Origin of the sequence: Enterococcus sp. 4E1_DIV0656 (genome assembly GCF_002140695.1) — a bacterium.
Lineage (GTDB): Bacteria > Bacillota > Bacilli > Lactobacillales > Enterococcaceae > Enterococcus_D > Enterococcus_D entomosocium.
Window position 1 is genome coordinate 1,147,796 of sequence record NZ_NGLF01000001.1, and the last position, 26,491, is coordinate 1,174,286.

General features: G+C 45.6%; 21 protein-coding genes. 16 read left to right on the forward strand and 5 right to left on the reverse strand.

Annotation, left to right across the window (positions count from 1 at the left end; genetic code table 11):
• Nucleotides 1-3 precede the first annotated feature (3 nt).
• From flgL to A5882_RS05495, 12 genes are all read left to right on the forward strand, one after another.
• A complete protein-coding gene (gene flgL, locus A5882_RS05440; RefSeq protein WP_008376577.1) occupies nucleotides 4-924 on the forward strand; it encodes a flagellar hook-associated protein FlgL in 921 nt (306 codons plus the stop codon).
• A 137-nt stretch (nucleotides 925-1,061) separates the two neighbouring features.
• The gene (locus A5882_RS05445; RefSeq protein ID WP_008376575.1) at nucleotides 1,062-2,144 is read left to right on the forward strand and encodes a flagellin; all 1,083 of its coding nucleotides are present in this window, start codon (nucleotides 1,062-1,064) and stop codon (nucleotides 2,142-2,144) included.
• 102 nt (nucleotides 2,145-2,246) lie between these two features.
• Nucleotides 2,247-2,660, forward strand: coding sequence for a flagellar protein FlaG (locus tag A5882_RS05450; protein ID WP_016611599.1), 414 nt, complete (start codon nucleotides 2,247-2,249; stop codon nucleotides 2,658-2,660).
• Nucleotides 2,661-2,664: 4 nt separating this feature from the next.
• Complete coding sequence (gene fliD, locus A5882_RS05455) at nucleotides 2,665-4,086, forward strand: flagellar filament capping protein FliD (protein ID WP_016611598.1); 1,422 nt, start codon at nucleotides 2,665-2,667, stop codon at nucleotides 4,084-4,086.
• A 74-nt stretch (nucleotides 4,087-4,160) separates the two neighbouring features.
• Nucleotides 4,161-4,490, forward strand: coding sequence for a hypothetical protein (locus A5882_RS05460; RefSeq protein ID WP_008376569.1), 330 nt, complete (start codon nucleotides 4,161-4,163; stop codon nucleotides 4,488-4,490).
• Between the two features lie 13 nt (nucleotides 4,491-4,503).
• Entirely contained in the window at nucleotides 4,504-4,872 is a 369-nt protein-coding gene (fliS, locus tag A5882_RS05465) for a flagellar export chaperone FliS (protein WP_008376567.1), read from the forward strand.
• Between the two features lie 165 nt (nucleotides 4,873-5,037).
• On the forward strand, nucleotides 5,038-6,789 hold the full coding sequence (locus tag A5882_RS05470) for a hypothetical protein (protein WP_008376564.1): 1,752 nt from the start codon (nucleotides 5,038-5,040) through the stop codon (nucleotides 6,787-6,789).
• Between the two features lie 166 nt (nucleotides 6,790-6,955).
• The gene (locus A5882_RS05475) at nucleotides 6,956-7,396 is read left to right on the forward strand and encodes a MarR family winged helix-turn-helix transcriptional regulator (RefSeq protein WP_016611594.1); all 441 of its coding nucleotides are present in this window, start codon (nucleotides 6,956-6,958) and stop codon (nucleotides 7,394-7,396) included.
• Nucleotides 7,393-9,135 carry an ABC transporter ATP-binding protein gene (locus A5882_RS05480; protein WP_086372516.1) on the forward strand — a complete coding sequence of 581 codons (1,743 nt, stop codon included), beginning with the start codon at nucleotides 7,393-7,395 and terminating at the stop codon, nucleotides 9,133-9,135. Before A5882_RS05475 ends, A5882_RS05480 begins: the two co-directional genes overlap by 4 nt.
• Nucleotides 9,101-10,867: an ABC transporter ATP-binding protein gene (locus A5882_RS05485; RefSeq protein ID WP_016611591.1), complete on the forward strand. Its 1,767-nt coding sequence runs from the start codon at nucleotides 9,101-9,103 to the stop codon at nucleotides 10,865-10,867. The genes A5882_RS05480 and A5882_RS05485 overlap by 35 nt, the downstream gene beginning before the upstream one ends.
• 167 nt (nucleotides 10,868-11,034) lie before the next feature.
• Nucleotides 11,035-12,471 (forward strand): glycoside hydrolase family 1 protein, encoded by a 1,437-nt coding sequence (locus A5882_RS05490; protein WP_008376556.1) that lies wholly within the window; start codon nucleotides 11,035-11,037, stop codon nucleotides 12,469-12,471.
• Between the two features lie 262 nt (nucleotides 12,472-12,733).
• A complete protein-coding gene (locus A5882_RS05495) occupies nucleotides 12,734-15,196 on the forward strand; it encodes a heavy metal translocating P-type ATPase (RefSeq protein WP_016619548.1) in 2,463 nt (820 codons plus the stop codon).
• A 73-nt stretch (nucleotides 15,197-15,269) separates the two neighbouring features.
• Here the strand turns inward: A5882_RS05495 and A5882_RS05500 are convergent, their stop codons facing one another.
• Nucleotides 15,270-15,986, reverse strand: coding sequence for a GntR family transcriptional regulator (locus tag A5882_RS05500; RefSeq protein ID WP_005232731.1), 717 nt, complete (start codon nucleotides 15,984-15,986; stop codon nucleotides 15,270-15,272).
• 108 nt (nucleotides 15,987-16,094) lie between these two features.
• A complete protein-coding gene (celB, locus tag A5882_RS05505; protein WP_005226670.1) occupies nucleotides 16,095-17,366 on the reverse strand; it encodes a PTS cellobiose transporter subunit IIC in 1,272 nt (423 codons plus the stop codon).
• 153 nt (nucleotides 17,367-17,519) lie between these two features.
• Here celB and A5882_RS05510 point away from each other — a divergent pair, with 153 nt between their 5' ends.
• From A5882_RS05510 to A5882_RS05525, 3 genes are all read left to right on the forward strand, one after another.
• Complete coding sequence (locus tag A5882_RS05510) at nucleotides 17,520-18,914, forward strand: glycoside hydrolase family 1 protein (RefSeq protein ID WP_061053570.1); 1,395 nt, start codon at nucleotides 17,520-17,522, stop codon at nucleotides 18,912-18,914.
• Nucleotides 18,915-19,160: 246 nt separating this feature from the next.
• Nucleotides 19,161-20,441, forward strand: a complete 1,281-nt coding sequence (locus A5882_RS05520; protein WP_061053571.1) for a PTS sugar transporter subunit IIC — start codon at nucleotides 19,161-19,163, stop codon at nucleotides 20,439-20,441.
• Nucleotides 20,442-20,627: 186 nt separating this feature from the next.
• Nucleotides 20,628-21,368: a GntR family transcriptional regulator gene (locus tag A5882_RS05525; RefSeq protein WP_008376546.1), complete on the forward strand. Its 741-nt coding sequence runs from the start codon at nucleotides 20,628-20,630 to the stop codon at nucleotides 21,366-21,368.
• Nucleotides 21,369-21,442: 74 nt separating this feature from the next.
• Here the strand turns inward: A5882_RS05525 and uvrC are convergent, their stop codons facing one another.
• On the reverse strand, nucleotides 21,443-23,233 hold the full coding sequence (uvrC, locus tag A5882_RS05530) for an excinuclease ABC subunit UvrC (protein WP_005232721.1): 1,791 nt from the start codon (nucleotides 23,231-23,233) through the stop codon (nucleotides 21,443-21,445).
• Nucleotides 23,234-23,463: 230 nt separating this feature from the next.
• The gene (locus tag A5882_RS05535; protein ID WP_086372517.1) at nucleotides 23,464-24,315 is read right to left on the reverse strand and encodes a LysR family transcriptional regulator; all 852 of its coding nucleotides are present in this window, start codon (nucleotides 24,313-24,315) and stop codon (nucleotides 23,464-23,466) included.
• 65 nt (nucleotides 24,316-24,380) lie between these two features.
• On the opposite strand from A5882_RS05535, the gene A5882_RS05540 reads away from it, so the two are divergent.
• Nucleotides 24,381-25,403 carry a YeiH family protein gene (locus tag A5882_RS05540; RefSeq protein ID WP_016619553.1) on the forward strand — a complete coding sequence of 341 codons (1,023 nt, stop codon included), beginning with the start codon at nucleotides 24,381-24,383 and terminating at the stop codon, nucleotides 25,401-25,403.
• A 166-nt stretch (nucleotides 25,404-25,569) separates the two neighbouring features.
• Here the strand turns inward: A5882_RS05540 and A5882_RS05545 are convergent, their stop codons facing one another.
• Nucleotides 25,570-26,337 carry a DeoR/GlpR family DNA-binding transcription regulator gene (locus A5882_RS05545; protein ID WP_005232717.1) on the reverse strand — a complete coding sequence of 256 codons (768 nt, stop codon included), beginning with the start codon at nucleotides 26,335-26,337 and terminating at the stop codon, nucleotides 25,570-25,572.
• Nucleotides 26,338-26,491 lie beyond the last annotated feature (154 nt).

Sequence of the window (26,491 nt, forward strand, 5' to 3'; positions counted from 1 at the left end):
AACATGCGTATTTCCAATTCAATCACCTACAATGATTTTTTACGAAATCTAGGAACCAACGCCTCCAAAGTCCAATCCACGTTGAATCAGCTATCGAGCTTGAAAGAAGTCAGCAAGTCCTCGGATAATCCACTGCTGGTTTCAAAAATCATGGATCTCAATGTGTCGTTAAATCAAAACAAAACCTACAATAATACGATCAAAGACAGTATTTCTTGGACAAAAGCCCAAGATTCTGCTTTAGAAAGCGTCAGTACCTCGATGCTGCGGATTCGCTCATTGGTTCAATCTTCTGCCAATGCGACAGCCGGCAGTGAGGAATTAGGCGCAAATCGTTCAGAGATCGAGCAAGAGATCGCAGGTATCGTTGAATCATTAAATACCAACTTTGATGGCCGCTATTTATTTAGCGGAACGAATACGACGACGGCGCCTTTTGAGATCGTCAAAGAAAATGACGCCATCGTCGGTATCAAATACAATGGCACCAGTGAAGACTTGCCCCGAGAAATCGCAAACGGGGTCTCGGTGGATCTGTTAGCCAGCGGTGATCGACTGATGAACGAGACGGGCACCGCTACGGATCCCCAAAATTTAAGCACCTACTTCAATGATTTATTGTCTGCGTTGCGCAGTGATGATAAAGATGCCTTAGGGGGCGAGCTTTTAACCGCTCATGACCAGCATGCCACCAATGTAGTGAATGTACGGGCGCAGATCGGCACCCTCTACAATCGCTTGGAGGCGGCTGCTGATCGAAATGAGACGGAAAAGCTGAACTTGACCGAAACACTGTCCAACAAACAAGACGTCGATATTGCGGAAAAGTATATGGAATATCAAAATCAAATGACTGCCTACCGCTCAACATTAGCAATGGGAACAAAGATCATGCAGATGTCCATTCTAGATTATTTAAATTAACCCAAAAAACTTTTGTTCTTTGACGGGAGCAAAAGTTTTTTATTTTTTTTAGAAAAAAGGCTTAACCCTGAACGGTTTCTTCCGATAAATAGTAGCAGAGGGAAACCTTAGCGAATAAAAATTAGGAGGAACTACACATGAGAATCAATACAAACGTTTCAGCATTGAATACTTACTCACGCCTAACGGCAGCAAATGCTTCTAAAAGCAATTCTTTGTCTAAATTATCTTCAGGCTTACGCATCAACAAAGCTGGGGACGACGCAGCTGGCTTAGCAATTTCTGAAAAAATGAAAGGCCAAATCGGCGGTTTGTCACAAGCAAAAAGCAATGCACAAGATGGTATCTCATTGATCCAAACAGCAGAAGGTGCATTAAATGAAACCCACAGCATCTTAGGCCGTATGCGTGACCTTGCGGTTCAAAGTTCAAACGGTACGTTAAGTGATGACGACCGCAGTGCGATCAACAAAGAATACACTGCATTGTCTGATGAAATCGACCGTATCAGCAATACCACTGAATTCAATACAAAAAGCTTGTTAACTGGTGAAGGCGATGATGCGAAATCATTCACTTTCCAAATCGGTGCCAACGCAAACCAAACAATGGGCGTTTCAATCAACAACATGAGCTCATCTGCCTTGAAAGTAAAAGGCTTAGATTTAACACAAGCCATTGACACAAGCGATGCCAAAGCTGTTGCTGCAGCAAAAGATAAAGCAGTAGCGACTGCCTTCAAAGCAGATGCTACAACAAAATATGCAGCGGACGGCACAGTTGATGCGGCAGCTGGTAAAACAGTTGCTGAATTACAAACAGCCATCGACACAGCTGCGGATGATACAGCAAAAGCAACAGCTCAAAAAACATACGATGATGCTTTAGCAACATTTACCGCTTCTGATGAAGGCAAAGCAGCAGCGGCAACTGTCAGCGTTGAAAACAACCCAATCACGAAAATCGATGAAGCGATCAAAGCAGTTTCTGCACAACGTGCGGATCTTGGTGCGGCGCAAAACCGTCTAGAACACACAATCAACAACTTAGGTACAACACAAGAAAACCTATCTGAAGCAAACTCACGTATCCGTGACGTTGATATGGCCCAAGAAATGATGAGCTTTACGAAGAGCAACATCCTTTCTCAAGCAGCAACTTCAATGTTGGCACAAGCAAACTCAATGCCTAACAGCGTATTGAGCTTGTTACAAGGATAATTTTTGATCAAGTGAACCACTGACACAAGGACTGCCTAGGGGAAGCGCAGTTCTTGTGTTTTACATAGCAGCACAAAAACGCTTAGAAATGAGGAAGCTCTGATGGATATTCAGCCAATGTCAGGAATACACCCGATCGAAGCCGTTGCGTCGGTCGCTAAAGCACGTCCGATCGAATCCCTAGATCCAGAGACCGCCAACCTTCAGCCGCAACACCAAGAGGGGAAAATGGCGGAGAAAAAGGAACGGACAGTGGTCACTGAACCGCCGATCCACTATTTTTCAGTAGCCGATCAGCACAAGATCGCAGCCTCCGTGGAGGAAGTGAATCAGCGACTACTTGGCAAAGATATGAAATTGGCTTATGAAGTACATGAGCGCACAGGGCGTACGATGGTGCGTTTAGTGGATATGCAGACCAACGAAGTGATCAAAGAGATCCCACCAGCCAACATGCTAGATGTGATTGGAAAAATATGGGATGACATGGGCATTGCGGTCGATCGAAAGGGATGAAACTATGGCAAGTGTAACCAGCAGTTCAGGAATCAGTACAACGCTAGGGAGTTATTCTGGCGTGACTTCAGAAGATATTGAAAAATTATTGGCGGCAGATGCGATCAATAAGACCCGTGCTGAGAATAAAATCACGTCGCTTAAAGCACAAAAAACGGCATGGAGTGATATCAGCACTCGCTTGACTAACTTTTTGTCAAAAGTCGATGCGTTACAAAAAGATGATGCTTATCAAACAAAAAAAGCGACGACCACCAATAGTAGTATCGCTTCAATTGCAGGAACAACGGAAGCCCCAGAAGGCACCTATGATCTAAAAGTCAACCAACTAGCAACAGCCACGAAGGTGACGGGGAGTCAAGTAGCTCAAAGCAGCAAAACGGCCCTAAATGTCAGTGGTCAGCTGTCATTGACCAGTTCGGAAGTCGATGAAGATGGCAAACCGATCACCGCTTCGATCGAGATCACTGCCGAAGACAGCTTAAAAGATGTGGCAGCTAAGATCAATGGCCAAAGCAAGACGACCTTCGTTGCAGCGAGCATCGTGGATAACCGTTTGATTTTAACGAATACGAAAATGGGCGACAAAAACTTCTTGATCGACGGCAATGCCGCCGAAGGATTAGGGATCGGTTCAACTGCGGCTACGACGCAAGGCCAACCGGCTATTTTTGAACTAGACGGCATGGAGATCACCCGCGACAGCAATAGTGTGACGGATGTTATCGATGGTGTCACTCTGACGTTAGCGAAAAAAAGCGAGGAGCATGTGACGCTTTCTTTAGCCAATGATACTTCGAAAGTCGTTGATGCAGTACAAGGATTAGTGGATCAATACAATAGCTTGATGAGTTTTATCGGCGATAATTTGACCGTGGGAGATCCTAGTAGTGAAAACAACAAGACGGGGACCTTGGTGGGAGACAGTGCGTTGACCCGTCTACAGACTCAATTGCGAAATTTGATCACCATTCCAGCCGTCAGCGGCTCAAAGCTGACTGCTAATAAGCTAGGCATCTCCACCGTCGATAATGATGGTACATTGGGACTGGATACGACCAAGTTAAAAGAAGCCCTAGCGGAAGATCCCGCTGCTGTGAAGTCCTTCTTTTATGCAAGTACGAAAACCAAAGAAGCCGATGGCACTGCGAGTACGAAAGAGACCGGCTATACATTAGCGCTAAAAGAATTAGCCAACAGCTATGTCGTCAATACTTCAGCCAATAAAGGGATCATTGCCACCAAATCTGCGACCTATGACAGTACCATCAAGGATTTGAACAAACAGATTACACGGTTTGATGATATTTTAGCAATGAAAAAAGAGCGTTACATCACAATGTTTACCAAATTAGACTCCGTGATGATGGAGGCTGAAAATCAGCTGAGTTACCTAAGCAATCAGTTTGCCAATACGTCAAACTAGGCAGGATAGCCGATTAAAGCAGTCATTTTTTCATTCGCATAAGAAACCCTCGTCAACAAGAAAGGAAACAACCTATGGAGCCACACGTATCATTAGATGAACGTTTGAATCAGATTTTAACTGGGTTTGCAAAATGGCGCGGCGACAGCGAAGAAGCCGGTCGTTTGATGGCAGCCAATGCAGCGGTCATAGCAGCCATGCAAGCAGAAGAACAGAGCCATAGTCCACAAACCAGTGCATTGGCGCAACAAGTGATCCAAGCGTATCAAGCGTTCCTAGACCAGGTCAAAGCCCAGCAGCAAGAGATCAAACAAGAATTGGGGCGTTTGAACCGCAAAAACAATCTTGTCAAAACGTATTTGCAGCAAGAAGACAGTGCCGCCTTCGTCGAATTTGATTTATAGTGAGGAAAAAAAGATGAATTATCAAAAAATGCAAAACAACTACCTGCAGAACCAAGTAATGAGTGCCTCCCCCAACAAACTGATTGAAATGCTGTTGCAAGCAGCCATCAAAAACATCAAATTAGCAGTGATCGCATTGGAAAAAGAAGAGTTGAGCCAAGCCCATCAGCAATTTGTCAAGGCGCAGAATATTTTATTGGAATTACGGGTCTCTTTAGACCGTGAGCAAGGCGGCGCTATTGCTGAAGATCTCGATCAGCTGTATGGCTATATGTACGATCAGCTAGTCAGTGCCAATGTCCAAAAAGAGGCAGCCCCTGCAGAAACGGTCGTCCCGCTTTTAAGCGAACTACTGGAAAGCTGGCAAACGATCACCCAATAAATTTGAGAAAAAGCAAAGAAACGACCACCTAAAACCTAGAAAAGTTTAGTAATTGGTTAAATTTTTACCATGTATCCCTTTTCACTAAGCTTTCTTTTTCCCCTCCTCGTCCCTATCTGGTACTCTTTTTATGAGCGTACCGAAAAGGTGCAAGGAGGTTTTTTTTTGAAACAAAAAATAGTACAAAAGCCGCTTTTCTGGCAAGTGGTGATTCTGATTGCAATGAGTGGTGTTTTTTTATTACCGCAGATCTTAGGCCAAGGCATGATTTTGGGCTCTGATGTGGTCTTTCACTTCAATCGTTTTTATGAGACCAGCCAGCAGATCAAAGAGGGCAATTTTCAATATTTTCTTTCTATCTACGGGTTTCAGCAATCTGCTCGTATCGTCAATGCATTATACGGTCCCTTTTTTGCCTATTTCCAAGGTCTGCTGGTCTTGCTGAGTCCTTCGTGGTTTTCCTACCAACTGCTCGCCAATGGGCTGCTCTATCTGCTAGCAGGGTTTTCGATGTTTGGCTTATTAAAGAAACTACGAGTCAATGGCTGGCTGTCAGTGGGGATGAGCATCCTGTTTATGGCGACCTATTCTGTCCAGTATTGGATTGAGCGGCAGGGCTTTTCTGCTTGGGGAGCAGCCGTGTTACCGCTGTGTCTGATTCCACTGATTGCACTAGGGGAACATAAACGGTTGCGGCCTTTTGCGGTAGGGGTTTCCGTGGCAGTCTTATTTCAAATCCATGTGTTTTCAAGCATCTTGTTAGTGCTCTTATATGTGCCCTTTTTCTTACGCGCCTTTTTTGTTGGAACTTCCGGCGAAGAAAAACGACAATTGGTGCTGCGCTTAGCAGGAGCGATCGGGATTTTCTTGCTGCTGACCGCCAATATTTGGTTAGGGATGTTGGATCTCTATACGAGTAACACGTTGATCGCGCCTTTTGTGAATCGCAACATGCAGAACAATACCATTACTGGAACCAGCAGCTATTGGTGGACGACTCCGTACCTGCTGCCAATCTTATGTGCCTTGTTCTTTTGCGGTGCGATTCGTGTATGGCCTCGTCTATCCGGCGGCTTCAAATTAATGACAGCAGCTGCAGCGGTCTTTTTCGTTTTATCATCGAACGCTATTCCTTGGCAATGGCTAGGCAGTCTGGACAATGGTGTGATCAATTTACTACAATTCCCTTTTCGGTTCTTTGTTCCTGCCACGATTTTGATCTTAGTCGGTTTGTGCCTGCTGGTTCCTTATTATCGGGGCAAGCCATTGGCAAATCCGCGTTGGTTCGTCCTCGTTTTAGTTTTGAGTGTTGGTCAAATCCTGATCCAAAACACGGTCAAAATGCAGGACTGGCACTCCGATGAAGCGGCAGTTTCACTGCGAAACCACACCTATCTCTCGGCGGAATCTGAAGCGCAATTGAAGGAAGCCTATTTTAGTAAAGACAAGTCCTTAGCATTAGCGCTGTATCAACGTTCTACCCCAGATTATCTGCCCCTCTATCAAGAGACCAAGAAGAACAAGTACAATTTGTACGGGGAAGAAATCATTGAAAAAAATGATACCGTGGCAAAAACCGTAGAAAACGGGAAACTTACTTTACGTTGGCAAGGTGATCAAGAGGCGTGGAAGGCGTTACCGATCATCAATTACCGCTATACTGAATTGACCCTCAATCAGCAGCCACTAACTGAGAAAGATGTCTCTTTGAGTGCCATTGGTGCCGTTTCTGTCCAACAGCAAGCAGGGGAGAATGTCTTAGTCGTTGACTATGACGCACCTTGGTTTTTCGACGGAGCTTTATGGCTGACGATCATTTCTTGGATCGCTTTACTCATCGGCTTTATCAGCTGGAAAACAAGACAGCTGTATCGTCGTCGTAAGGTCGTACAAGCTTTATTGAAAGAATCTGAATAAAATGAATCAGAAAAGAACTTCAGCGAGAGGGCTGAAGTTCTTTTTTTGTTGATCAGCAACAGTGTACCTATTTTTTTCCGAGAGAAACAATAATCGTTGCGTGCGCAACGATTATTCCTTATAATAGATAAGACACTTTGAAGAACCAAGAAAGGCAGGAGTGCTCATGGAAGCCATTATCCGCTCAATCAATCATATTGCCCGTCTCGCCACCCTTTATCGGGAAAAAGAACTGAAAAAATTTGGTTTAGGTGGGATGCATCATACCTATATCTTAAACATTTGCCGTCAACCGGGGATCAGTCAAGAAGCCTTAGCCAAGAAGATTTTTGTTAATAAAAGCAATGTTGCCCGTCAACTAGCGATCTTAGAAGAACGAGGATTTGTCACTAGAACCAGCAGTCCCACCGACAAACGACAATTACTGGTTTATCCAACCGAAAAAGCACTTGTTGTCCAACCAAAGATCCAACAGCTGCTTCAAAGCTGGAATGAACAAGTCGTAGCAGGTTTTTCTGCTGCCCAACAGCAGCAGTTGATCGCTGATCTGGAAATCGTCAAAGAAAATTCCCAACGGCTTTTAGCGAAAGTTGAGGCGATGGAATGAATCTTTTGACTCAATATTTAAAACCCTATATCGGCCGCATTTCCCTTGGCGTCAGCATCAAATTCTTCGGGTCATTGATGGACTTGCTATTGCCTTGGATTTTGGCGTATATCATCGATTCTGTGATTCCCACGAAGCAAGTATCAGCGATTTTTGCTTGGGGCGGGGCGATGGTGGTCTGCTCCATCATCGCAGTTGTCACCAATATCATCGCCAATCGGATGGCCTCCAGTGTTGCTCGCGATACCACTGGTAGTATACGCCATGACTTATTTGAAAAAGTTTCCTATCTGTCGATTCCGCAAGTCGAAGAAGTCGGGATCCCTTCCTTGGTGTCTCGCTTGACGACAGACACTTACAACATCCATCAAACGATAGGGATGATCCAACGGATGGGGATTCGTGCCCCGATTCTGTTATTAGGGGGAATCATGATCACTGCTACATTAGATCCCGTTTTGACACTGGTCTTAGTAGGCGTCTTGCCCTTCACTTTAGTGGCAGCAGTCACCATCTCAAAACGGGGGATCCCCTTGTTTGCCTCATTGCAAAAGCAAGTGGATGTGTTGGTGCGGACTGTCCGAGAAAATGTAACTGGGGCTCGGGTGATCAAGGCCTTGTCTAAAGCAGATTACGAGAAAAAGCGCTTTGACCACGTCAATCAAGACGTAGTAGCTGCGGAAACCACTGCTAATCGAACCATGGCTGCGACACCACCCCTGATGGACCTATTTTTGAATATCGGACTGACGCTAGTGATCGTCGTCAGTGCCTTTCGCGTCAATCAAGGGTTGACCCAACCAGGGGTCATCATTGCCTTTTTGACCTATTTTACGATCATTTTGAATGCCATGCTCAGTATCACTCGCATCTTTGTAATCGTGTCGAAGGGGCTCGCTTCTGCCGATCGGATCCAATCCGTCTTGCGCCTGCCGCAAAATATGCAAGTCATTGAGGCGCCTGTCAAAGAAGAGTCGGCGCATATCGTTTTTGAAAAAGTTTCCTTCACTTATCCTAATGGCACTCGGGTGCTGAAAGACATCGATTTTTCCTTGCAGCCGGGAGAAACCTTAGGGATCATCGGTGCGACTGGTAGTGGAAAATCAACGATCGTCAAACTACTGCTGCGGCTCTATGACCCAACGAAGGGCATGATTCGCATCGCTGGTCGCGACATTCGCTCCATCGATCCGACGGAGCTGCATCAGTTATTCGGTGTCGTCTTACAAAAAGACGTGCTTTTTGCGGAAACGATCGAAGAAAATATCGCTTTTGGCCGGCGGTTTTCCAAAGAGCAGATCGAAGAAGCGGCGGCTCGCGCCCAAGCCAAGGAGTTTATCAATCAACTACCCATGCGCTTAGCTCATCCACTGCATGCCAAAGGCAGCAATTTAAGCGGCGGTCAAAAGCAGCGGGTCTTGTTATCGCGGGCATTGGCGGGGGATCCGGAAATTTTGATTTTGGATGATTCTGCCAGTGCGCTGGATTATCGGACCGACGCTCAGTTGCGCAAGGTCCTGAAACAGCAGTTTCAACAGACGACGACGGTCTTGATCGCGCAGCGGATCAGCTCGATCCAGCATGCCGACAAAATTTTGGTACTGGAAAATGGTCAAATGAACAGTTTTGGCAGTCACCAAGAATTACTAGCAGAAAATGCGATCTACCAAGCCATTTATCAAGGTCAGACAGGAGGTGCCGACGATGCCGAAGAAAAAAACGGAAAAACCCAAGGATAGCAAGAAAACACTCCGGCGTTTGTGGGGCTATCTCTACGAGTACAAAGGACTCCTGTTGGCAGCCGCTATTTTAATGATGGTCAGCAACATCTTCGCCTTGGTGGGCCCGTTGCTTTCCGGGTACGCCATTGATGCTATTCAACCGGGTCCCGGCAAGGTCATTTTTGAACGAGTCTTCTTTTATTGTGGGCTGATGCTCCTGTTTTATCTTGCGTCTTCCCTTCTTAGTTATCTGATTTCGCTCATGATGATCCGCTTGAGTCAGCGGGTGGTGGCAGCGATGCGCAAGGCGATTTTTGATAAAATCACCGAATTGCCAGTGGGGTATTTTGACCGGGTCGCCACTGGGGATATCATCAGCCGCATCAGTTATGACGTCGATACCATCAATACGTCATTGGCCAGCGATGCCATTCAAGTCCTCAGCAGTCTTGTGACGATCATTGGTTCGTTTGTGATGATGGTTTTGATTTCGCCGCTGCTGGTGCTGATTTTTGTCGTAACGGTTCCCGCTTCGATCTTTTTGACCCGCTTTTTGATGAGCAAATTTCAACCATTGTTTCGCCGTCGTTCCCGCAAATTAGGTGAGCTGAACGGCTTTGTGGAAGAGATTATTTCTGGTCAGCAAACGATCAAGCTGTATAACCAAGAAGAAGCGATCATCAGCCGTTTTGACGAAAAAAACCAAGAAGCGGTGGATGCCTATTACAATGCCGAGTACTACGGTAGTATGACTGGTCCTTCCATCAACTTTATCAACAATCTGTCGTTGTCCTTGATCAGTATGTTTGGCGCCTTGCTGTTTTTGTTCGGTCATCTGACATTAGGGAATGTTTCTTCCTTTGTTCTTTACTCCAGAAAATTCTCAGGACCAATCAATGAGTTAGCCAACATCTTCAGTGATTTGCAATCGGCATTGGCGGCGGCAGAACGGATCTTCCGTTTGCTGGATGAAGAACCGGAAGTTTCTGATGTTCCTGGAGCCTACGAATACCACGAGGTGTCTGGTGAGGTCGCCTTTGACCATGTGACCTTCGGCTATCAAGCACAGCAGCCCATCATCAAAGACCTTTCGCTGCAAGTACCAGCTGGCAGCTTGGTCGCGATCGTCGGACCAACCGGAGCCGGGAAAACCACCATCGTGAACCTCTTGATGCGGTTTTATGACCCTGACCAAGGAGCGATTCGGTTAGACGGCAAAAATATCCGCCAAGCGACACGCCGCAGCTTACGGCAAAGCTATGCGATGGTGCTGCAAGACACGTGGCTGTTCACGGGAACGATTTTTGAAAATTTGGCCTACGGCAAGGCGAATGCGACGATGGCAGAAGTCCAAGCTGCTGCACAAGCCGCCCATATCCATGACTTTATTATGAGCCTGCCAAAAGGCTATGATACTTTGATTTCTGAAGACGGGACCGGTATTTCACAAGGGCAAAAACAACTATTGACGATTGCGCGAGCAATGCTGTTAGATGCCGATCTGCTGATTCTTGATGAAGCCACATCAAATGTCGACACGCAAACGGAGCTGCTGATCCAAGCAGCGATGACCAAATTGATGAAAGGCAAAACCTCCTTTGTGATCGCCCATCGCTTGTCCACGATTCGACATGCCGACACGATCCTCGTGGTGGAACAGGGCAATATCGTAGAGCAAGGGACCCACGAAGAGTTAGTAGCCAAAGAGGGGCGTTATGCCTCACTCTATCAGGCACAATTTGACGCATGATCCATAGCTAGTCCGCATCCGTACAAGGAGTAACCCACTGCTTGCACGGATGTTTTTTGCGTGCCATCGGCTTTCTTGGCACAGGTAAAAAATCTTCTTATGACAAATCAGGCAATTATCGGTATACTTAAGAAAGGGGTATCATCAAACAGAAAGAAGGGAAACAATTGGATCATAAACAACTAAAAGAATTCCCCAACGATTTCTTATGGGGTTCAGCATCAGCAGCCTATCAAGTAGAGGGCGCATGGCAAGAAGACGGCAAAGGCGCTTCAGTTTGGGACGATTTTGTCCGCATTCCAGGCAAAACCTTTAAAGCAACGAACGGAGATGTCGCGGTCGACCATTACCACCGCTTCAAAGAAGATGTTGCCTTGATGAAAGAACAAGGATTGAAAACCTATCGTTTTTCCATTGCATGGACACGGATTTTTCCAGAAGGACGAGGAGAAGTCAATCAAGCAGGGTTAGACTTTTATTTAGCATTGATCGATGAGCTGATTAAAGCAGGGATCGAACCAATGGTGACCTTGTACCATTGGGATCTGCCACGTACGTTGCAAGAAGAATATGGCGGCTGGGAATCTCGCAAAATCATTGAAGATTTCACCAACTATGCGGCCGTATTATTTGAAGCCTTTCGCGGCAAAGTTCACTATTGGGTCAGCTTGAATGAACAAAATATCTTTACTTCTTTAGGCTATCTTTTAGCTGCCCATCCACCAGGAGTGACCGATCCTAAACGGATGTATGAAGTCAATCATATCGCTAACTTGGCAAATGCGTCGGTGATCAACAAGTTCCATGAGATGAAAATCCCAGGGAAAATCGGACCAAGTTTCGCCTACTCACCAAACTACCCAATCAACAGCGACCCGAAAAATATTTTGGCAGCTGAAAATGCCGAAGACTTGATGGCGCATTATTGGTTAGACGTCTATCTATGGGGCGAATACCCGATTGCCGCAATGAATTACTTGAAAGAGCAAGGGATCGCACCAACGATTGAACCAGGAGATATGGACTTGCTGCGTTCAGCAAAACCAGATTTCTTAGGGATCAACTATTACCAAACAGCAACGAATGCCTACAATCCATTAGATGGTGTCGGTGCCGGTAAAATGAACACCACTGGGAAAAAAGGTAGCTCCGAAGAAACCGGGACACCAGGAATGTTCAAAAAAGCTGAAAATCCATTTGTGGAACGGACGAATTGGGATTGGGAGATCGATCCTCAAGGGCTGCGGATCGCTTTACGCCGAATCACTAGCCGTTATCGGGTGCCTGTGATCATTACGGAAAACGGACTTGGTGAATACGATAAACTAACAGACGATCACCAAATCCATGACCAATACCGCATCGATTATTTAGCAGGGCATGTCCATGCCATCAAAGAAGCGATCAGCGACGGCGCGGAAGTTCTTGGCTATTGCACCTGGTCCTTCACTGATTTGCTAAGCTGGTTGAACGGCTACCAAAAACGCTATGGCTTTGTCTATGTCGACCAAGATGAAACCCAAGAAGGGTCACTGGCACGCTACAAGAAAGACAGCTTCTACTGGTATCAAGAGCTGATCAAAACCAACGGGCAAGAGTGCTAGCCTCCTAAAGCCAATACCTGAATAAGCGAAACGACCCCTGCAACGGCAGTGATCGTTTCTTAGAAAAAAGTACGTTCCACCTGTAGCGACCGCCCAAAGGTAGACCAAAAGTCTCGCTTTTTGGGCCGCTTCAAAGGAGAACGTCCTTTTTTTGAGTATTATCGTTGACAAGTGTAAACGATAATTGTAAAGTAGAAGAAGATTACAACTGTAAACACAAAAGGTGAATGGGTTTGCATAGCAAGCAAGGAGGAAGGAAACAATGATCGAAAAGAATTATGGGGTAAAAGGGATGACCTGTGCGTCTTGTTCCCAGACAGTCGAAAAAACAGTCAGCAAGCTGGCGGGGGTCGACCAAGCAGCTGTCAATTTGGCTACTGAAAAATTACATATTCGTTATGATGAGCAGCAGCTCACCGAAGAAACACTCGCTGAGGCCATCAAAGCAGCGGGCTATCAACTGATCGGCTCTCAAAGACAAGAGACCTTTGCCATCTCGGGCATGACCTGTGCGTCTTGTGCCCAAACAGTAGAAAAAGCTGTCCAAAAATTAGCGGGTGTGGAGCAAGCCTCCGTCAATCTGGCGACAGAAAAACTGACGGTCAGCTATCAACAAGACCAAGTGTCCGCCGCGAAGATCGCAGCTGCCGTGAAAGAGGCGGGCTATGACGCACAGCTGCCGACCGCTTCTGCCGACAAGGCGGATTCAAAACAGGCAGAGATTCGTGCTTTATGGCAACGGTTTTGGCTTTCGGCGCTCTTTACGATCCCCTTGTTCTATTTGACGATGGGGGAAATGATCGGTTTGCCGATCCCTGGCTTTTTAGATCCAATGGCCTATCCAGTCAATTTCGTTACCACTCAATTGATTTTAGTCTTACCGGTGATGGTCCTCGGTCGCGCCTTTTACATTGCTGGTTTCAAAGCGCTTTGGAAAGGCCATCCTAACATGGATTCCCTCGTCGCATTGGGAACCAGTGCTGCCTTCTTTTATAGTATTTATGGGACCGTGATGGTCTACCTGGGCACGACCCACTATGCGATGCACTTGTACTATGAAACGGCCGCCGTTATTTTGGCATTAGTGACCTTAGGAAAATACCTTGAGTCGGTCTCAAAGGGCAAAACCTCCGAAGCCATCAAGAAGTTGTTGGATCTCGCACCGAAAAAAGCCCGCGTGCTTCGCGGCAGCGGGAATCAAGCCGAAGAAGTCGAAGTGGGTATTGAAGAAGTCGCAGCCGGCGATATCTTAGTCGTACGACCTGGTGAAAAGATTCCTGTGGATGGGATCGTTACCCAAGGACGCTCTGCCATCGATGAATCAATGATCACCGGAGAAAGCTTACCTATCGAAAAACAAGTCGGTGATCGGGTGATCGGCGCTAGTATCAACAAAAATGGCTCGTTTCAATACGAAGCCACCAATGTGGGAGAAGATTCAACGTTAGCGCAAATCATTCAGTTAGTAGAAAATGCCCAAGGCTCCAAAGCGCCGATTGCCCGCATGGCAGATAAAGTTTCGGGTGTGTTTGTCCCGATTGTCATGGTCTTGGCGGTTTTTGCAGGACTTGCCTGGTTTTTCTTAGGACAAGAAACCTGGATCTTCTCATTGACCATTACGATCTCTGTATTAGTGATTGCTTGTCCGTGTGCCTTAGGATTAGCGACACCGACCGCCATCATGGTGGGTGCGGGCAAAGGGGCAGAAAATGGCGTCTTGATCAAAAGCGGCGATGCGTTAGAAACAGCTAGAAACGTGACGACGATCGTCTTTGATAAAACCGGCACGATCACAGAAGGCAAACCAGTCGTAACCGATCTCCTGCCTGCCGGCAACCACACGCCGACGGAATTGCTGCAGCTGGCGGCTTCTGTTGAAAAAGGCTCAGAACATCCATTAGGCGAAGCCATTGTGATCGAAGCCCGCACGCAAGCCCTCGCCCTGCAAGAAGTTGACGGGTTTGAAGCGATTCCGGGGCATGGGATTCAAGGCACGATTGCTGGCAGTCCAGTCCTATTAGGCAACCAGAAATGGCTGGAAAAACAAAACGTTGCCATCGATGGCCTGATCGAGCAAGCCCAACAATTGGCTCACGAAGGGAAAACACCGATGTATGTTGCCAAAGACGGCGAAGCGATCGGGATCATCGCTGTGGCAGATACTATCAAAGAAAGCAGTCGAAAAGCCATTGAACGTCTGCATCAAATGGGCTTGTACGTAGCAATGATCACTGGCGACAATGCTCGGACAGCCCAAGCCATCGCCAAACAAGTCGGTATCGATGAAGTAATCAGTGACGTCTTGCCAGAAGATAAAGCCGCCAAAGTAGCCGGCCTGCAAGCCAAAGGCCAAAAGGTTGCGATGGTAGGTGACGGGATCAATGATGCGCCGGCGTTAGCCCAAGCCGATGTAGGGATCGCGATTGGCTCTGGTACCGATGTCGCCATCGAATCGGCAGACATCGTACTGATGCGCAGCGATCTGATGGACGTCCCATCAGCGATCGAGTTAAGTCGGGCAACCATCAAAAACATCAAAGAAAATCTTTTCTGGGCTTTTGCTTATAACGTCTTAGGCATTCCTGTCGCAATGGGTGTGTTGCATCTTTTCGGCGGCCCCTTGCTCAATCCAATGATCGCCGGGGCGGCCATGAGCTTCAGCTCGGTATCCGTTTTATTAAATGCCTTGCGGCTGAAACGATTCCAACCCTCAGCAAAAAAATAAACGAAGCAACGAATGCAACAACAAAAAGACCTGCCCACGGTTTCTGATGGAAGAAAACCGTGGATAGGTCTTTTTAGTGCTGGACATCTAAATAAGAGTAGGCCCGCACGTCATAACGGTTGCGACTACGGGAAAATTCGATAGGTGAGCCATTTTTCTGATAGACGATCTGTTCGATCTCTAAAACCGGATCATCGGCTTTACAGTCCAAATACCGTTGATCGTACGCGGTGCTTTTATCAGCGGCAATGGTGCGGTAAGCGCCGGCAAACTGGACCCCTAGTTCCTCTTTAACATAGCGGTAGATAGAACTTTCTAAATGGCCACGAGTTAAATTGGGCACCAAATGGACCGGCATATAGGTATATTCTAAAATAAACGGCTGGTCTTCAAGAATCCGCAAGCGGACAATACTATAGATTGGCTGTTCTTCCGTCAACATCAACTTTTCTTGGATCGTTTGGTCAGGAAATTCGACTTGAAAATCGATGACCTGACTGACTAGCTTGCGGCCAGCTTTGCCCATTTCTGTTGACAAGCCTTCATAGACCGTTAAAGCAGTGGTGTCTTTTTTTAAGAATGGGTGGTTCAATATTTTTGTTCCAGCGCCCCGCTGAGAATAAACCAGTCCTTCCATGGCTAAAATACCGATGGCTTTTTTGACGGTCATCCGGCTGACTCCGAATTCTTCGACTAAATCAGTTTGATTCGGCAGTAAGCTGTCAGGCGGATACGTTTTGTTTTTGATACGTGTGCGTAAAATATTGGCAATTTCTTGGTATTTTGGCATCTGATCACCTCGCAAGAAGTATAGCTGAAAAAAGCGGTTTCGACAATCAAACCTTGGTTTTTTTATAAAAAGAACGGCTGACTGAAAAAATTCAGCCAGCCGTTGCGCTTAATCGATCGATGGTTCTGCTTGACGATCTAAAACACGTAAGAATGGATACCAGATTAAGCCGACGATCACCACGTCAATGACTTGCAGCAAACCACCTAACCAAGAGTTGGTTGCTAAGACACCACTGAAGACCACTGGAACGGTCCAAGGAACAGAAACACCAGTTGGTGCAGGAACAAGTCCAGCCGCCATCACTAAGTAGTTGAAGGTCGTTACCACAAGAGGTGCCACGACCCAAGGAATCAGGATCGTCGCATTCAAGACGATCGGCATACCGAAGATTGCTGGTTCGTTGACGTTAAAGATCCCTGGTGCTAAAGCCAAACGACCAACATCGCGGTATTGTTTTTTCTTCAATACAAAAGCCATCAAGATAACAACTGCTAACGTCATACCAGAACCGCCTAATCCAACGGTGAAGGTTTCCATAAATGGTTTTGTGACGATATGCGGCAGTGCATCCCCATTTTGATACGCTTCTAAGTTGTCTAACATTAATGTATTCCAAATCGGGTCCATCACAGAGTTGACGATGATTTGACCATGTAGACCGAAGAACCAAAGGAATTGGACAAAGAACAAAGCCAATAGAGTTGCTGGCAAGCTGCTGCCTAGTCCAGTCAATGGTTTTTGGATCAATTCATAAACCAAGTCATGCAAGTTGGCATTGAAGACACCCGTCATGATGGCATTGATCACTAAAAATACCGTTAAGGTGATAATTGCTGGAATCAAAGCGGCAAAAGATTTAGAAACTGCTGGTGGCACCCCATCAGGCATTTTGATCTGCCAGCCGCGTTTTGTGATGCGGCAATAGATTTCAGCTGCTAAAAATGCTGCGATCATCCCGATAAACATCCCTTTTGCGCCAAGACGATCAAGAGACAGCACGCCGGAGATCGTTTCGCCAGATTCAGTAGTCATAAAGAAAGGAGTTAAGATCAAAAAGCTGGCAAAAGAAACGGCGCCGCCAAAAATCCCTTCCACATCATATGATTTTGATAAATAATAGCCGATACCGAAAGTAACGAAAACAGTCATGATACTCATTGTTGCATTTTGCCCATTGCCAAACAGCGTTCCTAATGTTCCTTTAGTGGCATCACTGAAGAAGGGCAGGTTGTTTAAAACGACCACGATCGATCCAAACATAGTGATTGGGAACGAAAGCATAAATGCGTCCCGCAAGACGGTCAGATAGCGATTTTGTCCTAAGGCATTCGCCAAGGGCAAAATCTTTTCAGATAACTTGTCCATAAAACCATTCATTATTAGTTCACTCCTTAAATTTCTTTTTGCAATCGATTACATTGATAATGTATCATGTTTTATTTTAAATGTCTATACATTTATTTTAAAAAAGATTGATTTTTGTAACTGCTTCCTTTATGATTAGGGCAGCAAAGAAAAAATGAGGAGTGAATGAAGATGGATTATCAATTTCCAGCAGGCTTTTGGTGGGGGTCAGCCGCTAGTGGCCCACAAACAGAAGGTGTATTTGAAGGCGATGGCAAAGGGGCAAGCATCTGGGATTACTGGTATCAGCAAGAACCAGAGAAATTTTTCAATGGGGTAGGTCCTGAAAAAACCTCGCAAGTCTACACACGCTATCAAGAAGATATTCAACTCATGAAAGAAACCGGCCATACGACGTTTCGGACGTCGATCCAATGGAGTCGTCTCTTCCCGCAAGGCAAAGGAGAAGTCAATCAAAAAGCCGTTGATTTTTACAATGCCTACATTGATGAGTTGATCGCCAACGGGATCGAACCTTTCATGAATTTATACCACTTCGATATGCCAATGGCGCTGCAAGAAAAAGGCGGCTGGTTGAACCGAGAGACCGTGGATGCCTATGTCGCGTTTGCGCAAACCTGCTTTACGTTATTTGGTGATCGTGTCAAGAAATGGTTCACTCATAATGAACCGATCGTCCCTGTTGAAGGCGGCTATCTTTACCAATTCCATTATCCGAATGAGATCAACATGAAACATGCAGTCCAAGTTGGGTTCCACGAAACGTTGGCGAGTGCTAAAGCCATCAAAGTCTACCATGAGATGAACCTTGGTGGGGAGATCGGCATTATTTTGAATTTGACGCCAAGCTATCCAAGAGATGAGAACGATCCAGAGGATGTCAAAGCAGCGCAAATCGCAGATGCCTTCTTTAATCGCTCTTTCTTAGACCCTGCGGTCAAAGGCACGTTCCCAGAAGAATTAGTGACCATCGTCAAGGAATTAGATATGGTACCAGCGATGGAAGCTGATGATTTACAAACGATTCGCGAAAATACGATCGACTTGTTGGGGATCAATTATTACCAACCTCGTCGTATCATGAAGAAAGAATCACCGATCGATCAAGCGAAAAGTCCAATGCCAGATGATTACTTTGATAACTATGATATGCCGAACAAGAAAATGAACCCGTATCGTGGATGGGAAATCTATGAAAAAGGGATCTATGATATTTTGACAAACACGCGAGAAAACTATGGCAATATCAAGTGCTACATTTCTGAAAATGGCATGGGTGTCGAAGGAGAAGAACGTTTCGTCAATGCTGATGGCGTGATCGAAGATGATTACCGCATCGAGTTTGTCTCTGACCACTTAAAGTATGTCCACCAAGCGATCCAAGAAGGAACCAATTGTGTTGGCTACCATATGTGGACCTGCATGGACAACTGGTCATGGACCAATGCTTACAAGAACCGTTACGGATTTATCTCCGTTGACTTAGCAAATGATGCTAAACGAACAGTGAAAAAATCAGGTCGTTGGTTTAAAGAAGTTTCAGATAACAACGGCTTTTAATAACAATGAAAAAAGCAATGCTGTAGGGATCAGCATTGCTTTTTTTGTGTAAAATCGCGGATTTTTCTGTCTTGTTCCGAAGGGCATTCTCTATTAAAAAACCACCTGTTTTTGCAAATGATAAGCTGGGTTAAACAAAAGCACAGTTTTGATAAAGAAAAGACTAGACATGGAAACGTTCTCGTGGTATTCTTTAGTAGAAATCGGTTTCATTATTTTGTTTAGGGTTTGAAAGGAGAAAAAACAATGGATAAATTTATTGGATTTATGGAGAAGCACTTTATTCCGATCGCTTCTAAAATAGGCTCTCAAAGACATCTAGTGGCCATTCGTGACGGATTTATCGTAACGATGCCGTTGATGATCTTAGGCTCTTTTGGGGTATTGATCAACAACTTACCAATTCCTGCCTATATTGATTTTATGAATGGCATTTTTGGTGAAGGGACATGGCAAGCCTTTGGGAACAACTTGTCAGCAGGTACTTTTTCAATACTTGGTCTGTTAATCGCTTTCACAGTCGCGTATAATTTAGCTAAAAGCTACAATCAAGACGCATTAGGTGCTGGGGCGATCTCAGTTGCAAGTTTCTTCGCATTAGGTGCAATGGCGACAGGCCCAGATGGTTTGTTAACAGCTGCCGGACTTGGTTCTCAAGGATTATTTTTAGCATTAATCGTATCAATCATTTCTACTGAGATCTTCCGTCGTCTAGCTGGCAACCCACGCTTAGTCATCAACATGCCTGATGGCGTACCACCAGCAGTCTCACGTTCATTTGCTGCATTATTCCCAGCAATGATCACCGTATCGATCTTTGCTTTGTTTACAGCAATTTTCCAAGCATTTGGTGTGACAAGTATCGTATTGTCCTTCTATGAATTGGTGCAACAACCATTCATGGGCTTGGCAAACTCTTACCCAGCTGCTTTGCTATTAGGTTTTATCTCTGCATTCTTATGGTTCTTTGGTTTGCATGGTGCCAACATCATCGACCCGTTCATGCAAACGATCAATGTGCCTGCGATCGAAGCAAACGCACGAGCATTAGAAGCAGGCACAGATTTGCCTTATATCGTCAACAAACCATTCTTTGATTCTTTCGTGAACATCGGCGGAACAGGTGCGACACTAGGTCTTTTGATTGCGATCTTTTTAGTTGCTCGTCATCATAAAGCGTATATGACTGTCGCAAAACTATCCGTTGCACCAGGTGTGTTCATGATCAATGAACCAGTGATGTTTGGGTTACCCGTTGTCTTGAACCCAATCTTGTTCATCCCATATGTGTTGACACCACTTGTTTTAGTCACGACTGCTTATTTTGCAACTGCAACTGGCTTAGTTCCTGCAAGTACCGTCATCGCACCATGGACGACGCCACCAATCATCGGCGGTATTTTGTCGACACAAAGTATTGCTGGCGGAATCTTGGCAGCTGTTAACTTGATCTTATCGGTCGTTATCTACTTGCCATTCGTGAAAATGGCGCAAATTCAAGAAACACGCCGTTTAAAAAATGCGTAATGTCTGATCGAGTCGATTAGAAACAAGCGCCAAACGTAATAGACCTTATCCGGCCGCGATCAGAGTGCAATACCCCTTATCACACTGCTTCATTGGAAGGTGCAGTGGTGTGATGACACTCTTTTCGTTTGGCCGGTTCTTTTCTCGTTTTTCAATCAATACAACACACGTTTTGGAGGTGGCAAAATGCCCAAATATATGGAGATCGCAGATGTTCTGCGTAAAAGAATCAAGGACGGAACTTATCCGAAAGACAGTCTTTTACCTTATCAAACAGAGTTAGTGGAAGAGTTTGGCGTCAGCCGAATGACGATTAAAAATGCGGTGAATATCCTGATTATGGAAGGCTTGCTGCTGACAAAGCGCGGCTTAGGGACCAAAGTTTTGAATCATTCCTTTTGGGGCAAAGATACCTCATCGGTGACAGAATACAAAGGCCTGAGCTATCAGATGAAACAAGAAAAACGGACGTTGACTAGCCAAGTCATCACCTTTGAAGTCTGTTTTCCTACAACAAGAATTCAAGAGATGCTTCAGATCACTGCCGAACAACCAATCTACCATGTGATCCGTTTGCGGATCTTAGAAGGCAATCCATACATACTCGAGCATTCCTATATGCCGTTGGATCTGGTCAGCGGTTTGACGAAAGAGATCTTGGAAGAATCCGTCTATGACTATCTGTTGCAAGATTTAGGCTACAAATTTGCTGGTGCTTATCGGACTTTTCAGGCTGCCAAAAGTGATGAATACGATCAAACCTATTTAGCGTGCCAAGCAGATGATCCAGTATTGGAATTAGAACAGATCATCTATTTAGAATCGGGACGTCCAGTGGACTATTCCTGCAGCCGCAATCGGTATGATGTTCGTGGCTATTCCATGTTAGACATGAAGCCTGATCTGTTACAGCACCGCAAAAAGTAACGGCTTACAAAATGGTTCTTCAACGAAAAAACGCTTCATAGCTACTGTTGGCTATGGAGCGTTTTTGTTTTGACTTAAGAAGTGGGTTGGTTTTGATCGCCTAGTTTGGCTAAGATAGTTTCCGCAACGGCTTTGGGAATACCAGCTTGCTGGATCTCTTCCACGGAAGCTGCTTGGATGTTTTTTAACGACTTGAAGGTTTTCATGAGCTGTTGCTTGCGTTTTGGTCCTAAGCCAGGAATTTCATCTAGCTTGGAAGAAAAGCTGTTTTTACTGCGCAGTTGGCGATGGAAGGTGATCGCAAAACGATGGACCTCATCTTGGATTCGTTGCAGCAAAAAGAATTCGACAGAATTGCGTTCCAGCTGGATCGGATCTAAAAATTCCCCGAAAATCAACTCGCTGGTTTTGTGTTTGTTGTTCTTCACTAAACCGGCAACGGGGATATCTAAACCTAGCTGGTTATGCAGCACTTCTTGGGCGGCACCGACTTGGGCTTTCCCACCATCGATGATGATCAGATCAGGAAAAGGCAGGTTTTCTTTTAGGACACGAGAGTATCGGCGGTAGATGACTTCTTGCATAGAGCCATAATCGTCGCCGCCTTGTGCGGTACGGATCTTATATTTCCGATAATCATCTTTAAACGGCTTCCCGTCGACAAAAACCACCATTGCAGAAACCGGGTCGGTCCCCATGATGTGGGAGTTATCGAAGGCTTCAATCCGATAAGGTGTCGGAATCCCCATGGCATCGCCTAGACGATCCACAGCACCGATCGTCCGTTCTTCAGTACGCTCGATCAACGCAAATTTTTGGGCCAAGGCAATGCGGGCATTTTTATTGGCCAAATCGACCAATTTCTTTTTGTCGCCTCGTTGGGGCTGCAGGACTTTGGTTTCCAACAGCGCTTCTAATGGGGCAGCATCGACATTTTGCGGAACAAAGACTTCTTTGGGAATGAAGTGTTCATTCTTTTGGTAAAACTGGCCGACGAAGGTCAAGAAATCTTCATCCGCTTCATTGTAGAAAGGAAACAAAGAGACTTCTCGTTCGATCAGCTTTCCTTGACGGATAAAGAATACTTGGACACACATCCAGCCTTTGTCGACACTGTAGCCAAAGACATCACGGTCCATCAGGTCGGTCAGGGTCATTTTTTGTCGCGTCATGACGGTATCAATCGCTTGGATCTGATCCCGCAGCTCAGCCGCTCGCTCAAACTCTAACGTTTCAATGGCTTCGCCCATCTTCTCTTTCAGATCTTTCAAAATATCGACGTGACCGCCGTGGAAAAAGTGTTTGACTTGATCAACGATCTTCTGATAATCCTTGGGATCTACATTGTTGACATAAGGACAGACGCATTGACCCAAATGATAATAAAGACAAGGCCGCTTTTGAGAAGGACCGCATTTTCGTAAAGGAAAGAGGCGATCCAGCACCCGTTTGGTTTCATTGGCTGCTCGTGCATCAGGATAAGGGCCGAAGTATAAAGCCCCGTCTTTTAAAACTTTACGAGTGATGATCAAACGCGGATAGCGCTCTTTGGTCACTTTAATAAAAGGATACGACTTGTCGTCCTTTAGCATGATATTGTATTTTGGTTTGTTTTTTTGAATCAAATTGATTTCCAGCAATAAGGCTTCCGTATTTGATTCGGTAACGACGTACTCAAAATCATTGATTTCTTGAACAAGTCGTTCGGTTTTCGTATCGTGACTGCCGGTAAAGTACGAACGGACACGATTTTTTAAAATTTTGGCTTTCCCAACATAGATGATTTTGTTATTTTTATCTTTCATTAAATAACAACCGGGTTGATCAGGAAGCAGCGCTAATTTGTTCTTGATTTGTTCGTTCATTTCAAGATCCTTTCTTACTGGTTTGCTCACGAACTGCAAAAGTAGTCAAAGGGCGGTCTAAGATCCACCGAAAAGGGGAACATTAGAGCCCATAGCCAGTACTCTTCATTTTAGCACAAATTTCTTAAGAAACAATCAAACGGGCCAGATCGGCAGCGAGGAAGCGTAATCGTAAGAAAAGGTTAAGAAATCCCACGAGGCGGTGGTTCCCCAAAAAAATCAGTTTGTTTTTATACGCTTGCCACCTGTGAGGGATCGTTTTGCGACCACTCCTGAATGAAGGTCCGCAATCCCTCGATGGCTGGTTCTGTGACGGCTTTGCGCTGGATGAGGTAAAATTGCCGCTCAAAATTTTTATCCAGCAGTTGATAGCCAATGCCGTGGGCGGCTCGCTTGGAAAGGATCGAACAGCCGAAGCCTTGTTTCAGTAAAGCGACGATCAATTCATTGCTGGCGATCTCAATGATCGGTCCTTGAATATTTTGTTCCTCTAGATAGCGCTTAGTGTAATAGTAGACACCAGAACTCGCTTCTCGGACGAGCCAAGGACCGACTTGGGGATCACCAGCTAAGACGAGCTGATCTTTCAAAATCGGGAAACGCAAAATACTTGGTGCAGATAAGGGTTTTTCAATGATCCCTAAATCTAGTTGATGTTGCTCAAGCGCTGTTAAGACTTCAGCGGAGTTCATCATCGATACCCGAAAACGCACCGTGGGAAAGGCGTTGTATAAAGCAATCATCAAGTCAGGCATCAAGGCCATCGCATAGGTATGAGAGATGCCTAGGGCACAGTGGCTTTGATGCTGCGTGTTGGTATGGATCTCGCTGGCGATCGTCGACCACTCATCCAATAAATTCAGTGCCTTTTCGTAAAGGTACTCTGCTTGGGGCGTGGCGATCACGTTTTTGCGACCATTGCGTAAAAAAAGCGGTGCATCCAGGTCTTGTTCCAACTGCTTGATCTGAGCAGAAACCGTGGGCTGCGAAATAAACAGCAATTCGGCAGCTTTCGAAAAATTTTTCGTTTCATAGACCATCTTGAAGGTCTCCAGTAATTTTAACATTGCAATCCCTTCCATTAGAAAATTCAATCATAACTATTATACCAATAAATCCTACTGATCGGTCAATCTGTGTATAATGGATGTTATATGAAAGGATGAAAGCAATGAAGCAACGACAAACAGCTTTGATACTTCCCGGTTTGTTCCTATCCTTTTCGGTAGCCGTCATCGCCCGAATCATGGCTTTGGCTGTGCCAAAATTAGGAGGAGCAACCCTTGCTATTTTATTAGGAATCATTTTAGGAAATACACTGTTCAAGCAAGAACGCTATCAGGTCGGAACGAAGGTTGCGGAAAGTCGGCTCTTGGAATATTCGGTGGTTTTGCTGGGCTTTACCGTCACTTTCCAGACTATCAGTGAAATGGGTCTTCGGGGCTTTCTCTTTATTTTGCTGATGATGAGCTTGGTCATTACCGCTGCTTATTTGATAGGGAAAAAAATGGGCTTTAATCAAAAGATGAGCCTGATGATGGCAGGCGGCAATGCTGTCTGTGGGTCCTCTGCGATTGCGGCGATCGCACCAGCCATTGATGCCGATGATGAAGAAAAAGGGCAGATCATCACCTTGGTCAATCTTTTAGGAACGGTGATGATGCTGACGCTGCCGTTTTTAGGCTTGGCCTTATACGGCGATGATCTATTGCAAAAAAGCGCCTTACTTGGCGGCACACTGCAATCCGTCGGGCAAGTCGTGGCGGGGGCTAGTTTGATTGATGCCGACACCGTCAAATACGCGATGCTCTTTAAAATCGCGCGCATCATCATGTTGGCAGTCGTCGTCATTGTTTTTGAACGAATGACGACAAAGACCCCCACCAAAACCAAAGGCAAAGGTAAGCTACGGCTGCCAATCCCTTGGTATGTGTTGGGCTTCTTGACCATCTGTATCTTGAACAGCTTCTTGCCGCTGCCTAGCTGGTTGAATGAGGGGGCTCATTTTATCAGTACGTGGTTTGAAACAACGGCGTTGGCAGCCATCGGTTTGCGCCTGGATTTCCGCAAGTTTTTAAAAGAAGGACCGCGCTTTTTATTCTATGGTCTTTCCGTTGGAGCCGTCCAAACCGTGGGTGCTGTTGCGTTGATTTGGTTGCTGCGGCTCTAATTCACACGAGGCACATCCCATAAAGCACGTTTGAAGCGTACGATTGTTTAACGAAAAAAGCCACGACAGTTGATCGAAAGGCACGCTTTGCTGTTTCTTTTGGAAGAGGCAGCAAAGCGTGCCTTTTCAGATCAACTGTCGGGCTTTTTTTTAGCGACAAAGATGGTTAGACGGGGACTTGGATGACTTGAACACCTTGTTGCTCAATCAAGTCGATGACTTTGGGATCAGAATAATGGTCGGTGATCAGCAGATCGATAGCCGCAATTGCGCCAATCGTAAAATTGGATTGCTTACCGATTTTTCGATAATCCGCGATAACGATCAACTTGCCAGAATTTTCGATGATTTTCGCATTGACTTTGGCTTCGTGGATCACTGAAGTGGAAATGCCGGTCTGTAAATCTAACCCACTACAACCAATGATCGTAACATCAGAACGAACATGAGAAAACGACTCCACGGCGATATCCCCTGACAAGGCCGCTTTAGGATAGCGTATTTCGCCGCCACTTAAAACGATCGTTGATTTTGGATGGTGTTCCATTTGGATCACACTTGTATTGTTCGTCAACAAACTGATTCGTTTGTCCGTTAGATGGCGCAACGTTTGAGCGGCGCTAGTACTCGTATTGACGAAAAGGGTATCGCCATCTTTTACTTGGCGAGCCGCTTCTTTGGCTAGTCGATCTTTGATGTACTCGATCGAGTCGGTGGGATGCGCTTCATCTTCATAAGCTTCACAGTATTCGATTTTTCCGTGGGTTTGTTTGATCTGACCCATCTCACTCAGTACGGTACAGTCTCTGCGGATCGTCATCTCTGATACTCCCAACTGATGACTGAGGGTCTTCACATCAGAAAAACCAGATGTTTTTATCAGATCGATCAATTGTTTTCTCCTTTGCCTCACTTCTTCATTGGAACGTTTCACGATACTTCCTCCTTACATGCGCTTTATTCTATTCTTGTCTTTCATCGTTTATCCAGATTGCGATTGCCTTTGCATAGCAAAAACCTTCTCGCCTCATTCTCGCAAGTTCAAGTGATGATCCCACACCACTTGTTGAGAAGCCACGATGTGTTTG